Annotated in this window: 12 protein-coding genes; 3 read left to right on the forward strand and 9 right to left on the reverse strand. The window is 72.2% G+C overall.

Annotation, left to right across the window (positions count from 1 at the left end):
* Window positions 1-6: 6 nt before the first annotated feature.
* Window positions 7-822: an ABC transporter permease gene (locus ACFYT4_RS17980; RefSeq protein ID WP_389269476.1), complete on the reverse strand. Its 816-nt coding sequence runs from the start codon at window positions 820-822 to the stop codon at window positions 7-9.
* Window positions 819-1646 (reverse strand): ABC transporter ATP-binding protein, encoded by an 828-nt coding sequence (locus ACFYT4_RS17985; RefSeq protein WP_389269477.1) that lies wholly within the window; start codon window positions 1644-1646, stop codon window positions 819-821. The genes ACFYT4_RS17980 and ACFYT4_RS17985 overlap by 4 nt, the downstream gene beginning before the upstream one ends.
* A 113-nt stretch (window positions 1647-1759) precedes the next feature.
* Here ACFYT4_RS17985 and ACFYT4_RS17990 point away from each other — a divergent pair, with 113 nt between their 5' ends.
* Both ACFYT4_RS17990 and ACFYT4_RS17995 read left to right on the forward strand, forming a co-directional pair.
* Entirely contained in the window at window positions 1760-2929 is a 1170-nt protein-coding gene (locus ACFYT4_RS17990; protein WP_389269479.1) for a sensor histidine kinase, read from the forward strand.
* The gene (locus ACFYT4_RS17995; protein WP_389269481.1) at window positions 2926-3630 is read left to right on the forward strand and encodes a response regulator; all 705 of its coding nucleotides are present in this window, start codon (window positions 2926-2928) and stop codon (window positions 3628-3630) included. Before ACFYT4_RS17990 ends, ACFYT4_RS17995 begins: the two co-directional genes overlap by 4 nt.
* Here the strand turns inward: ACFYT4_RS17995 and ACFYT4_RS18000 are convergent.
* On the reverse strand, window positions 3603-4163 hold the full coding sequence (locus tag ACFYT4_RS18000) for a YqgE/AlgH family protein (protein WP_389269483.1): 561 nt from the start codon (window positions 4161-4163) through the stop codon (window positions 3603-3605). The genes ACFYT4_RS17995 and ACFYT4_RS18000 overlap by 28 nt on opposite strands.
* A 242-nt stretch (window positions 4164-4405) precedes the next feature.
* Here ACFYT4_RS18000 and murA point away from each other — a divergent pair, with 242 nt between their 5' ends.
* Window positions 4406-5746, forward strand: a complete 1341-nt coding sequence (gene murA / locus ACFYT4_RS18005) for a UDP-N-acetylglucosamine 1-carboxyvinyltransferase (protein ID WP_389269485.1) — start codon at window positions 4406-4408, stop codon at window positions 5744-5746.
* Between the two features lie 377 nt (window positions 5747-6123).
* Here the strand turns inward: murA and ACFYT4_RS18010 are convergent, their stop codons facing one another.
* The 6 genes from ACFYT4_RS18010 to ACFYT4_RS18035 form a co-directional block, all read right to left on the reverse strand.
* Window positions 6124-6405 carry an HU family DNA-binding protein gene (locus tag ACFYT4_RS18010; RefSeq protein WP_004571953.1) on the reverse strand — a complete coding sequence of 94 codons (282 nt, stop codon included), beginning with the start codon at window positions 6403-6405 and terminating at the stop codon, window positions 6124-6126.
* A 332-nt stretch (window positions 6406-6737) separates the two neighbouring features.
* On the reverse strand, window positions 6738-8174 hold the full coding sequence (locus ACFYT4_RS18015) for an NAD-dependent malic enzyme (protein ID WP_389269487.1): 1437 nt from the start codon (window positions 8172-8174) through the stop codon (window positions 6738-6740).
* A 425-nt stretch (window positions 8175-8599) separates the two neighbouring features.
* Window positions 8600-11116 carry a HelD family protein gene (locus tag ACFYT4_RS18020; protein WP_389269489.1) on the reverse strand — a complete coding sequence of 839 codons (2517 nt, stop codon included), beginning with the start codon at window positions 11114-11116 and terminating at the stop codon, window positions 8600-8602.
* Window positions 11117-11234: 118 nt separating this feature from the next.
* Window positions 11235-12065, reverse strand: coding sequence for an anti-sigma factor family protein (locus ACFYT4_RS18025; RefSeq protein WP_389269491.1), 831 nt, complete (start codon window positions 12063-12065; stop codon window positions 11235-11237).
* A complete protein-coding gene (locus ACFYT4_RS18030; RefSeq protein ID WP_389269493.1) occupies window positions 12062-12709 on the reverse strand; it encodes a sigma-70 family RNA polymerase sigma factor in 648 nt (215 codons plus the stop codon). Before ACFYT4_RS18030 ends, ACFYT4_RS18025 begins: the two co-directional genes overlap by 4 nt.
* Window positions 12710-12833: 124 nt before the next feature.
* Window positions 12834-13448, reverse strand: a complete 615-nt coding sequence (locus tag ACFYT4_RS18035; RefSeq protein ID WP_389269495.1) for a CGNR zinc finger domain-containing protein — start codon at window positions 13446-13448, stop codon at window positions 12834-12836.
* Window positions 13449-13541: the final 93 nt, after the last annotated feature.

Raw genomic sequence — 13541 nt, forward strand, 5'->3', positions numbered from 1 at the left:
CGTACCTCACGCGTCCCGCCGCCTCAGCGCGACCAGTCCGCCCGCGAGCGCCGCGCAGGTCCACGCCAGGATCACCAGGAGCCCCGTCCCCGGCCCGTACCCGAACCTCGGGTCCGGGACGGTGGACATCAGCCTGGTGCCCGCGAGATTCGGCAGGTACCGGGCGACCGTCCCGACGCCCGGCAGATTGGCCAGAATGTCACCGACGATGAAGAACAGCGGTACGAGCACCCCCAGCGTCACGACCGTGCCGCGCAGGATCGCCGCGACCCCCGCCGACACCAGGCACAGCAGCGTCAGATGGAGCGCGAGACCGAACGTGGCCCGCAGCGCGCCCGGATCGCCCAGCCGCGCGTTCAGCTCCGCGCCCATCGTCGACTGCGCGGCGAAGAAGGTCGCGAACGCCGTCGGCAGCGACACGGCGAGCGCCATCGCGCCCAGCACCGCCGTCTTGGCGGCCCAGAACACGGCCCGGTCCGGCACCGCGGCCAGGGAGGCCCGGATCGTCCCGGTCGCGTACTCACCGCTGACCGCCATCACCCCGAAGCAGACGATCGCCATCTGGCTCATCGAGACCCCGGCGAAGCCCATGAGCACCGGGTCGAACCCGGACTTGCTGAAGTCCTCGGGGTTGTTCCCGATCGTCGCGCCGTACAGCAGGCCCACGGCGACCGTGAGAACGAAGGTCCCCCCGAGCGTCCACCAGGTCGAGCGCAGACTGCGCAGCTTCAGCCATTCGGCCGCGGCCGCGTCACGGAACCCGACCGTGAACCGCCCCGACCGCCCGGACGCAGCCGCCGCCCCCGGCACCGCGGCGCTCATCGGGCACCCCCCGCCGGGCCGGCCGGACCGCCGGAACGCGGGGCGCCGGGCCCCGCGCCCACCGCTCCCGGCCCGCCGGACGGCCCCGCCGCCCCGGCCGCACCCGCCCCACCCGTCGTCAGCCGGATGAACGCCTCCTCCAGCGAGCCGCCCGGCGAGGCGTACGCCTCGGTGATCTCCCGGACACCGCCCTCGGCCAGCAGCCGCCCCCGCCCGATGACCACCACCCGGTCCACGGTGAGCGCCGCCTCCCCCATCAGATGCGAGGAGACGAGGACGGTACGGCCCTGCCGTGCCCACTCCCGCATCAGCGTGCGGATCCACACGATGCCCTCCGGGTCGAGTCCGTTCACCGGCTCGTCCAGCAGCAGCACCCCGGGGTCGCCCAGCAGCGCCGCCGCGATACCCAGCCGCCGGCCCGTGCCCAGCGAGTACGTTCCCGCCCGCCGGCCGGCGGCCTCGCCGAGACCGGTCAGCCCGATCACCTCCTCGACCCGTGCGGCGGGGATCCGGTGCGTACGGGCGAGCGCCCGCAGATGAGCGCGGCCACAGCGCCCCGGGTGCGCGGAGTCCGCCTCCAGCAGCGCCCCGACCGTCCGCAGCGGGTGGCGCAGTTCCCCGTACGGCACCCCGTCGAAGAGCGCCGAGCCCCGGGTGGGCCGGTCCAGGCCGAGCATCATCCGCATCGTGGAGGACTTGCCCGCGCCGTTGGGCCCGAGGAAGCCGGTCACCCCGCCCGGCCGGACCGTGAACGTCAGGCCGTCCACGGCGACGGTCCGCCCGTGGCGTTTGGTCAGATCGGAAACTTCAAGCACGCCTCTCATGCGCAGCACCGTCCCGTGCCGGCCCGGGCCCGCGCATCGGACCGGGGAGGGAGCGGCCCGTCTCCGTCCCGGGACGGAGGCGCGCACCGCCGTCCGGGCCCTACGGTCGGGGGATGACCGTCGACGGACAGCCCGACAAGCGGCTGATGGCACGGGACGCGATCGCCGTCGCCGGATACCTCGCGGTGATCGCCCTCACCGGGCCCGCGGGCGGTGTCCGCGAGACGGCCGCGCCCGCCTGGCTGCTCATGGCGATGCTCGCCGTGACGGTCCTGCCGGCCGTGCTGCGCCGCCTCTGGCCGCTGCCCGTCTTCGGCGGGGTGCTCGCGGCGACCTGCGCGGCCGTCCTGCTCGACGCGGTGCACGACCCGTTCGTCCCGGCCTCCTTCGCGCTCTACACCGTCGCCGTCGAGGGACGCACGGACCGCTGGTGGCGGCGGTGGCTGCCGGGGCTCGCGATCCTGGCGCTCGGACTCTGCGCGATGCTCGCGGTCGGGCCGGTCCACCCGGGGCGAAGCTTCTGGTGGGCCGACGGCCCCGGGCTGATCCTCCTCGGCTTCGGCACGCTGCTCGGTGCCTGGGAGCTGGGCCGCGCCGCCCGGGAGCGGCGCGCCTTCGCCGTACGCACCGGAGAACAGCTCGCCCAGCGCGCCGTCACCGAGGAACGGCTGCGGATCGCCCGGGAACTGCACGATGTGGTCACCCACTCGATGGGGCTCATCGTGGTGAAGGCCGGGGTCGCCAACCATGTCGTACGGACCCGGCCCGGCGAGATCGATGTGGCGCACGACGCGCTGCGCGTCATCGAGGCGACCGGCCGGGGCGCGCTCACCGAGCTGCGCCAGATGCTGGGCGTCCTGCGCTCGCAGTCCGGGGAACGGCTGCCCGCCGCCCTCGGTCCCGCCCCCGGCGCCCGGGACCTGCCCGGGCTCGCCCGGCGCGCCGGGGCCGAGCTGCGGACGGGGAATCTGGACCGGCTGCCGGAAGGCGTCGGACTGACGGTGTACCGGATCGTGCAGGAGGCGCTGACCAATGTCCTGCGGCATGCCGGGCCCGGCGCGGCGAGCCGGGTGTCGGTGCAGGACGTGGACGGAGAGGTGTGGATCACGGTGAGCGACGACGGCCCGCCGGCGCCGGCCGGGCCGGAGGGCCACGGCATCGCCGGGATGCGGGAGCGGGTGGCGCTGTACGGCGGGACGTTCACGGCCGGTCCGCGCGGCGGCCGCGGCTTCGAGGTCCGCGCCACCCTGCCGTACGCCCCCGGCGAGGTGACGGCCCGGTGATCCGTGTCCTGGTCGCCGACGACCAGGCCCTGCTGCGCGGCTCCCTGCGGCTCCTGGTGGAGGCCGAGCCCGGGCTCGCCCCCGCCGGGGAGGCGGCCGACGGCGACGAGGCCGTACGGCTGGCGCGGGAGACCCGCCCCGATGTGGTGCTGATGGACGTACGGATGCCCGGCACCGACGGCATCGAGGCGACCCGGCGGATCTGCTCCGCACCCGAGACGGCGGACACCCGGGTGCTGATGCTCACCATGTTCGACCTGGACGCGTATGTGTACGGCGCGCTCCGCGCGGGTGCCAGCGGCTTTCTCCTCAAGGACACCCCGCCCGCGGAACTGCTCTCGGCCGTGCGGGTGGTGGCCGCGGGCGACGCCCTGATCGCTCCCGCCGTCACCCGCCGGCTCATCGCCGAGTTCGCCGCGCGCCCGGGACCGGCGCGGCCCGGCGCCGGCGGGCTCGGCTCGGTCACCGGCCGCGAGCGGGAGGTGCTGGAACTGGTGGCCCGGGGGCTGAACAACGGCGAGATCGCCCGCAGGCTCTTCGTCGGGCTCTCCACGGTGAAGACGCATGTCAGCCATCTGCTGGGCAAGTTCGGCGCGCGCGACCGGGCACAGCTGGTGATCGTGGCGTACGAGACGGGCCTGGTCGTGCCCGGCGGTGGACAGGAGCCCGGGGCTCAGTTCAGCGAGGGATCGTCCGGGTAGGTCGCGAACATGGCCAGTTCGCTGCGCTGACGGCGCAGGACCGCCCGCCACAGCTGCTCCGGCCGGGGCGAGGACACGTCGCCCGGCTCGGACTCGACGACGTACCAGGCGCCCTCGTTCAGCTCGCTCTCCAGCTGGCCGGGGCCCCAGCCCGCGTACCCCGCGAAGATGCGCAGCGAGCCGAGGGCCGCGCCGACGATCTCGGGCGGCGCCTCCAGATCGACCAGGCCGATCGCGCCGTACACCCGCCGCCAGCCGAGCGGGCCCTCGTCGCCGGGGATGACGGCGACGCCGAGCGCGGAGTCCAGGGAGACCGGACCGCCCTGGAAGACCACACCCGGCTCACCGGCGAGCGTCGCCCAGGACTCCAGGATGTCCCGGACGTCCACGGGCGTGGGTCGGTTGAGGACCACGCCGAGCGTGCCCTCGTCGTCGTGGTCGAGCAGCAGAACCACCGCCCGGTCGAAGTTCGGGTCCGCGAGGGCGGGGGTGGCGACGAGTAGCCGCCCTGTGAGCGAGGACACCTCGGTCATGCGAGACATGATCCCGCATCTTCTCGCTCCGCGGGGGCGGAGCGGCACAGTGGGGTCCCGGCGCAGCTCAGCGCGCCGGCCTTCGCCCGGGGCGGAGGGTGACGCTGAGCAAAATCGGCCGGACCGAGCGTGTTGTACCAGAATCATTACGCTCCTGCACCGCCCTCGCCCTTACAAGAGGGGGCCCTACGCCCCGTACCCTTTTCCCTGACCCTCTGCCCCCACTCCGGAACGCGAGATTCATGACCGGCACAGACGATGTACTGCTTGTCCACGGCGGAACCCCGCTGGAGGGCGAGATCCGCGTCCGAGGCGCCAAGAACCTGGTGCCGAAGGCGATGGTCGCCGCTCTGCTGGGGAGCGAACCGAGCAGAATGCGCAATGTGCCCGACATCCGCGATGTCCGGGTGGTGCGCGGGCTGCTCCAGCTGCACGGGGTGACGGTCCGTCCGGGTGACGAGCCCGGCGAGCTGGTGCTCGACCCGACGCACGTCGAGAGCGCCAATGTCGCCGACATCGACGCGCACGCGGGCTCCTCACGCATCCCGATCCTCTTCTGCGGCCCGCTGCTGCACCGGCTGGGCCATGCGTTCATCCCCGGGCTCGGGGGCTGTGACATCGGCGGCCGGCCCATCGACTTCCACTTCGACGTACTGCGCCAGTTCGGCGCGAAGATCGAGAAGCGGGCGGACGGCCAGTACCTGGAGGCTCCGCAGCGGCTGCGCGGCACCAAGATCCGGCTGCCGTACCCCTCGGTGGGCTCCACCGAGCAGGTGCTGCTGACCGCGGTGCTCGCGGAGGGCGTCACCGAGCTGTCCAACGCGGCGGTGGAGCCGGAGATCGAGGACCTCATCTGCGTTCTGCAGAAGATGGGCGCGATCATCTCCATGGACACCGACCGGACGATCCGCATCACCGGTGTCGACCGCCTCGGCGGTTATACGCACCGGGCGCTCCCGGACCGGCTGGAGGCGGCGTCCTGGGCGTCGGCTGCGCTCGCGACGGAGGGCAACATCTATGTGCGGGGCGCCCAGCAGCGCTCGATGATGACCTTCCTGAACACCTACCGCAAGGTCGGCGGCGCGTTCGAGATCGACGACGAGGGCATCCGCTTCTGGCACCCCGGGGGCTCTCTGAACGCGATCGCGCTGGAGACGGATGTGCACCCGGGCTTCCAGACCGACTGGCAGCAGCCGCTGGTGGTGGCGCTGACCCAGGCGGCGGGCCTGTCCATCGTCCACGAGACGGTGTACGAGTCCCGGCTCGGCTTCACCTCCGCGCTCAATCAGATGGGCGCGCACATCCAGCTGTACCGGGAGTGCCTGGGCGGCTCCGACTGCCGATTCGGCCAGCGCAACTTCCTCCACTCGGCGGTGGTGTCCGGCCCCACGAAGCTCCAGGGCGCGGATCTGGTGATTCCGGACCTCCGGGGCGGCTTCTCGTATCTGATCGCGGCCCTGGCGGCGCAGGGGACGTCACGGGTGCACGGGATCGACCTGATCAACAGGGGTTACGAGAACTTCATGGAGAAGCTCGTCGAGCTGGGGGCCAAGGTGGAGCTCCCCACCGCCAAACTCGTCTGACCCGCCCGCCCGGGCGGACCGTGCGCCGGAGCGCCGGAGTACGCAGCCGGAGCACCGGCCACGGAACAGGCACCGTCCGCACCGGGCACCCCCGGCGGACGGTGCGCCTCCGTCCCCCCGGCCCGTCCGGCGGCTGAGGGCGCACAAGGCGCCGGAGCACGGGCCGCGCGACCGGCACGGCCCCCGCTCCGGCCAGAGAACCGGAACGGCCCGCACCGGACCGCGGCGGACGGGCCGGAGCGGCACGCACCGCTCCGGCCCGTCCGGCGCCCGGAGACGGGCCCGTAACACGGACGGGGCGGCCGTCCGATGTGATCGGACGGCCGCCCCTGTCGTGCCCGGTGCGGAGACCGCACCAGGGCCGATGCTCAAGAGGATTACTTCCCCTTCGCCGCTTCCTTCAGCTTCGAGCCCGCCGAAACCTTCACGCTGTACCCCGCCGGAATCTGGATCGGGTCACCGGTCTGCGGGTTGCGCGCGGTACGAGCCGCACGGTGGGTGCGCTCGAAGGTCAGGAAGCCGGGGATGGTGACCTTCTCGTCGCCCTTGGCGACAACCTCTCCGACGGTCTCGGCGAGGGCGGCCAGCACGGCGTCGGCGTCCTTGCGGGTCACCTCGGCGCGGTCGGCCAGCGCGGCCACCAGCTCACTGCGGTTCATGTTCTTACTCCCGTGTTTCTTCTTGCCTGTGAGGCGTGAGATCGAAGCCGATGCTGCCAGGGCCCTCTGACAGTCCCCCGAACCGGGGTCTGACGTCAGACCCTCCTTGTCCGGTGGAATCTCCCCAGGGACGCAGGTCCTCGGGGAAGCATCCTGCCCCCACCAACGGCGGGAACGCCAATCCGGCACCCTCCCGAGTCACACGAAAAGCGCCACTGCCTCGTCGTGGTGACGTTCCGTCCACTCTGCGGGGACTGCCTGGAGTCGTCCGGGCCATGGTCCGCCACCCTAGATCGGCGCCGGGGGCCCCGCGACCCGCGACGCGCCGGAGGTCACGGGGACGTGGGACCCGTCACAGCGGGGCCGCCGGCCTTCGCAGCGGTGCGGACCGCCCCCGCGACCGCCCCGGCGACCTTGTCGTTGAAGACCGAGGGGATGATGTAGTTCGGGTTCAGCTCGTCCTCGGTGACGGTCTCGGCGAGCGCCGCCGCCGCCGCGAGCATCATCTCCGTGTTGACGGTCCGGGACTGCGCGTCCAGGAGCCCGCGGAAGACACCGGGGAAGACCAGCACGTTGTTGATCTGGTTGGGGAAGTCGGAGCGGCCCGTGGCGACGACCGCGGCCGTCCGGCGGGCGACCGCGGGATCCACCTCGGGGTCGGGGTTCGCGAGTGCAAAGACGATCGCCCCCTCCGCCATGGCGGAGACGTCCTCCTCCACGAGCAGATTGGGCGCCGAGACGCCGATGAAGACGTCCGCGCCGACGACGGCCTGCTTGAGCGTGCCGGTCACACCCTCGGGATTGGTGTTGTCGGCGATCCACCGCAGCGCGGGTCCCGCGGTGGCGGCGTCGGCGAGGTCCTCGCGGCCCGCGTGGACGACACCGTGGATATCGGCGACGACGGCGTGCTTCACACCGGCCGCGATCAGCAGTTTCAGGATCGCGGTGCCCGCGGCGCCCGCGCCGGACATCACGACCCGTACGTCCGAGATCGCCTTGCCGACGACCCGCAGCGCGTTCGTCAGCGCGGCGAGGACGACGATCGCCGTGCCGTGCTGGTCGTCGTGGAAGACGGGGATGTCGAGGGCCTCGCGCAGCCGCGCCTCGATCTCGAAGCAGCGGGGCGCGGAGATGTCCTCCAGGTTGATCCCGGCGAATCCGGGCGCGATCGCCTTGACGATCGCGACGATCTCGTCGGTGTCCTGGGTGTCCAGGCACAGCGGCCAGGCGTCGATGCCCGCGAAGCGCTTGAAGAGGGCCGCCTTGCCCTCCATGACGGGCAGGGCGGCCATGGGGCCGATGTTGCCGAGACCGAGCACGGCGGAGCCGTCGGTGACCACGGCGACGGAGTTGCGCTTGATGGTCAGCCGGCGGGCGTCCTCGGGGTTCTCCGCGATGGCCATGCAGACCCGCGCCACACCCGGGGTGTAGATCATCGAGAGGTCGTCGCGGTTGCGGATCGGATGCTTGGACTGCATCTCGATCTTGCCGCCGAGGTGCATCAGGAACGTACGGTCGGAGACCTTGCCGAGGACGACGCCCTCGATCTTGGCGAGCTCCTCGACGATCTCCTCGGCGTGCGCGGTGGAGGTCGCCGCGACGGTGACGTCGATCCGCAGCTTCTCGTGACCGGACGCGGTCACGTCCAGACCGGTCACCGATCCGCCGGAGGATTCCACGGCCGTGGTGAGCTGGGAGACCGCGGTTCCGCTCGCGGGCACCTCCAGCCTGACCGTCATCGAGTACGAGACGCTTGGCGCCGTTGCCATGGCCGGATTCCTCTGCTTTCCCTAGCTTCATCGCTCAGCGGGCCGGGCCCTGGAAGTCCTCAGGCCCCGGCGGCGCTTTCCGATGGTCGCACCTACCTGCCGGTAGCAGGTAGTAATGGTCGTATTGTTTCCGGAAACTGGATTCCACCATACGAGATGCGTACGGCACGGCGGAAGCCGGGTCCGGAACGAGAACAGGTCCGCGTCACCCCAGGGGTGACGCGGACCTGCGTCGGGTACTAAAAGTGGCACCGACCCGCCATGCTCGCCTCGCGGCAAGTGGTCGCTCGAAGCGACGAAGGTTGGGCCCGGGGGCTTGGATCGAGCCGGTGCCTCACCCAGGCTAACAAACCACCCCGGTAAGTGATTCCCCCATCACCGGTTGACTCCTCGTCAGGCCCGAACCCGGCGGCCGGAGCTGCCGCTCAGCCCCGCAGCAGCTCCGGCACCCCGTCCTCGTCCGGTGCGTCACGGCGGTCCGAGACGACCGTCAGTTCCCGGGTCGCCCGGGTCAGCGCCACGTACAGCACCCGCAGCCCGACCGCCGTGCCGTCGGCGATCTCCGCGGGAGACACGACGACCGTCGCGTCGTACTCCAGGCCCTTCGCCTCCAGCGAACCCAGCGCCACCACCCGGTCGCCGAGCCCGTCGAGCCACCGCGCGGCCTCCTCACGCCGGTTCATCGCCACCACCACGCCCACGGTGCCGTCGACCCGGGCCAGCAGCCGTTCGGCCTCGGCGCGTACCGTCGGGCCGAGACCCGGGTCCCGTACGGCGGTGAAACGCGGCACGACTCCCGTGGAGCGGACCGCGGACGGGGACTCCATGCCGGGCATCGCCAGCGCCAGGACCTTCGCGGCCAGTTCGGCGATCTCGGCGGGATTCCGGTAGTTCACGGTCAGCTCGAAGCGGCGGCGCGGACGGGTGCCGAGAGCTTCGTCACGTGCCTCGGCGGCCTCGGCGGGCTCCGGCCACGAGGACTGGGCCGGGTCGCCCACCACCGTCCAGGTGGCATGACGGCCGCGGCGGCCGACCATGCGCCACTGCATGGGGGTGAGGTCCTGGGCCTCGTCGACGATGACATGGGAGTACTCGGTGCGCTCGGCGGCCAGTCGCTCGGCGCGCTCGCGCTGGGTCTCCTGGCGCTGGGGCATCAGCTCCTCCAGGCCGGTGAGCTGGTCCAGCGGGTCGGCATCGCGCTTCTTCCGGGGGCGGGCCGGGGTGCCGAGCAGCGTCTCCAGCTCGTCCAGGAGGGCCACGTCGTGCACGGACAGCGACGGCCCGCGCTCCCCCGGGCCCCTGCCCCGACCCGCCGGACCGGGTCCGCCCGCGGGGCCGGTGCCCGCCGCCGGGCCCGGGCCGCCGCCGAGCCGCCGCAGCGAGCGGGCCAGCCTGCGGACCTCGCCCGGGGTGAGCACCCGCCGCGCCCAGCGCCCGAGCCGCCGCTCGTCGGCCATCGCGGTGAGCACCCCCATCGGGGTCAGCTCGGGCCACCAGGCGTCCAGGAAGTCGGCGAAGCCGTCCTCGCCCGTGACGTCCTCGTCGAAGGAGGACCGCAGTTCGGCGGCCAGCTCGGGGTCGGCGTGCCGGTTCACGGCCCCGGACTTGGCCCACAGGGCGTCCAGCAGCAGTCTGCGGGCCCGGGGCCGCAGCAGATTGACCGGCGCGGTGCCGCCGAGGACGCTCTGCCGGATCCGGTCCAGCTCCTCCGCCTCCAGCTCCAGCCGGCGGCCGAAGGCGACCACCCGCAGCAGATCCGTACGCACCCGGCCGGCCGGCGCGTCGGATTCGTCGGGCTGGTCGTCGAAGGCGAGCTGCCCGGACGGGAAACCCGCCGCCGAAGCGGACGACGAGGGCGCCGACGGCGGGCCGCCGGGCACCTCCAGCGCGCCCCGCGCCGCCTTCCGCAGCACCCTCAGCATCCGCGAGGAGCCCTTGATCCGCGCCACGGCGGGCTCGTCGTACACCGTGGCCTCCGCGCCGTCGACCAGATGGCCCACGGCGCGGATCGCGACCTGCCCCTCCTCGCCCAGCGACGGCAGCACACCCTCGGTGTACGCGACGAGCAGCGGGGTCGGCGAGACGATCAGGATGCCGCCCGCGTACCGCCTGCGGTCCTGGTAGAGCAGATACGCGGCCCGGTGCAGCGCCACCGCGGTCTTGCCGGTGCCCGGCCCGCCCTCGACATAGGTCACCGAGGCGGCGGGCGCGCGGATCACCAGGTCCTGCTCCGCCTGGATGGAGGCGACGATGTCCCGCATGCTGTGACTGCGGGCCTGCCCGAGCGCGGCCATCAGCGCGCCGTCGCCGATCACGGGGAGCGCGGCGCCCCCGAGGCGGACGCTCAGCTCGGGGCGCATCAGATCGTCCTCGACCCCGAGGACCCGGCGGCCCTTGGAGCGGATGACCCGGCGGCGTACCACCCGGCCCGGTTCCACCGGGGTCGAGCGGTAGAAGGGGGCGGCGGCGGGCGCGCGCCAGTCGATCACCAGCGGCGCGTACTCCTCGTCGAGCACGCCCATCCGGCCGATGTGGAGGGTCTCCCCGATGTCGGCGGTGTTGTCGGGGCGTACGGCGTCGTCGGCGGGCTCCACCGAGGTGTACGCGCCGTCCGGGCCCCGTTTGCCGTCCTTGCCGGGCAGCAGGTCGATGCGGCCGAAGAGGAAGTCCTCGTACTCGCTGTGGAGCCGGTTGAGGTGGACGCCGGCCCGGAAGACCTGGGCATCGCGCTCGGCCAGCGCGCCGGGCGTGCCGACCTGGCCGAGTTTCGCGGCGTCGTGCATGAGGAACTCGGCCTCGTGGATCTTCTCCTCAAGGCGGAGGTACACCCGGTCGAGATGTTCCTGCTCAAGCGCGATCTCACGGTCCCGGACACCGTCGCCGGTGTCTTCCCGGGCCGTGTCCTTCGTGATCGCGTCCACAGCGGCTTCCTGCGCGGCCACCGAGGCCCCCTTCTGACGTGCACTGGGCAGCCGTCAACCGTACGCGAAGGGGGCGGTTCTGTCAGGCTGGGGCTCGCAGGTGATCGGGTGCGATCCGGCGGCCGGGACCGGCAGCGGGTCAGGCGTCGATCTCGACGAGCTTCTGATTGTCGAAGGTACGGACCTCGAACCGGTCGATGTCCTCGCGGTCCATGGCCGCGCCGCCGTGGACGTACAGCGGGTTCTTGGACGCCTTGGTCGGGCCGTTCTCGATGCCGTAGCCCCACTTCGGGACCGCCCAGGAGGTGACTATCTCCTCCTCGCCGGTCTTGGAGACGGCGATGAGATTGCACTTGAGCGGGCCCTTGACGTTCTTCAGCTCCAGGACGGTGTGGGTGCCCCAGCCCTTCTTCTCCATGCCGACGGCCGCACTGACCCTCGTCGTCGCGTCCGTGGCCTCGACCTTCTCGTCCATGTGGTTGAAGAAGGCGTCCTCGGCCGGGGAGGTGGGGTGGGCGCCCGCCTGATTGCTCCCGGTGTCGTTGTCGGTGAGCACCACGGCGGCGACGGGGCCGCCGATGATCAGGGCGGCGGCTGCCGCGACCAGGAACATCCCGCGCCTGCGCTTGGCGGCCCGCTTGGCGGCGACCTCGTCGAGAAGCCCGCCGAGCACCTGGGGGCTCGGAGGCGCGGGCACCACCGGGACGGGCCGTGGCGGTGGCACATCCGCCCATCCGGTGGACCGCATGCCCGGCAGGTTGACCACGTTCGGGTCCGGGGCCGCGGGGGCGGGGGCCTCGGCCAGCATGGCCAGCATCGGCTCCATTCCGGAGAATTCCTCAAGGTGGGCGGCGCAGATGTCACAACCCGCGAGGTGCATCTCGAACGCGGACGCGTCGGCGTCGTCGAGTACGCCGAGCACATACGCCCCGACGGCATCGTGGATGGATTCCTGCTCACGCATGGTCATGCGGTGACCCCCCTCTCCTCCAGAGCGAGCTTCATGGAACGGAGTGCGTAGAACACCCGCGACCGCACCGTCCCACTGGGTATGCCGAGCGTCTCGGCCGCCTCATTGACCGTACGCCCCTTGAAATACGTCTCGAGTAGTACTTCCCGGTGAGCGGGTGTCAAATCGTCGAGCGCATCTGAGAGCGTCATCAGCCACAACGCCTTGTCGATCTCGTCCTCCGCGGGCATGACCTCCAGCGGCGACGGGTCGACCTCCTGCGGCCGGGCCTGCCGGCTGCGGTGACCGTCGATGACGATGCGCCGTGCGACCGTCACCAGCCAGGGTCGGACAGAGCCGGTTGCACGGTTGAGCTGACCGGCGTTCTTCCAGGCACGGATGAGCGTCTCCTGCACCACGTCCTCGGCACGCTGGCGGTCACCAGCGACAAGGCGCAGTACATAGGCGAGCAGAGGTCCCGCGTGTTCGCGATAGAGCGCGCGCATGAGTTCCTCGTCAGGTGCCGAGGAATCGGTGCGTGGCTTGTCGCTGCGATGGCGTGCCCTCTGCGGACGGTCATCGGCCACGGCGGCATCCTTGCGCACCTGAACCTCCCGGTCGAGACCCTGATTTCGGTGTACTCGGCTGACATGCTTGTCCCCCATCACTACGGGGGTGCCGGGCGCATCACTCAATGAGGTGCCGAAAAATCCTCAAGATCTTTTCGGAAAGCCGAATCGGTACTCGTTTGCCCCAATTGAGGCTGATCCCCAGGGGATTCGGGCTGTGTCAGGCCCGTGCCGTGGCCGCCACACGGCGGCGGTGACGGGCCACGCGCTCGCGGTTTCCGCAGACTTCGCTGGAGCACCAGCGCCTGCGCCGACCGCGCGAGGTGTCCAAGTACACACGGCGGCAGCTCTCCCCCTCGCACTCCCGCAGCCGGGCCCGTGCGAGCGGATCGGTCAGCAGCTCCACGGCGTCGCGGGCGACGGCGGCGAGGAGTTGACCGCATTCGGGCGCGGTCGCCAGGGTCCACACCAGAGTGCCGTTGCGGCTGTCCCGGACGGCCCGGACGGCCGGCGGCGCCCCCGCCGCCAGGGTGTTCACGCGCTCCAGGGCGGATTCGGCGAACCGGCCGTCGATCTCGGCGCGCACCAACTGACCGAGTCTGCCGCGCAGTTCGACGAAGCGCTCGACCCAGCGCCCGTCCACGGCGGCCAGCGGGGTGCCCGCCGGGACGAGCCGGGCGCCCACCAGCCAGCTGCCGAGGCCGCCCTCGCCCGCCAGCGGCTCCTGCCGGCCCGTACTCCAGGGGACGTCCGCGGTCGCCACCAGATCCAGGCAGAGGCGGCCCGAGTCGAACCGCCAGTCGTAGGGAGCCGTACGGGTCGCACGTGCCGTCATGCGCCTGTCACCGCCTCAAGGTCACTGCCTCAGGGTCACCGCCGGGGTTTCCCTCCAGAGTGCCTGCCCGAACGTGCGGCCGGAACCCCCCGT

Origin of the sequence: Streptomyces sp. NPDC004609, assembly GCF_042873655.1 — a bacterium.
Taxonomy (GTDB): domain Bacteria; phylum Actinomycetota; class Actinomycetes; order Streptomycetales; family Streptomycetaceae; genus Streptomyces.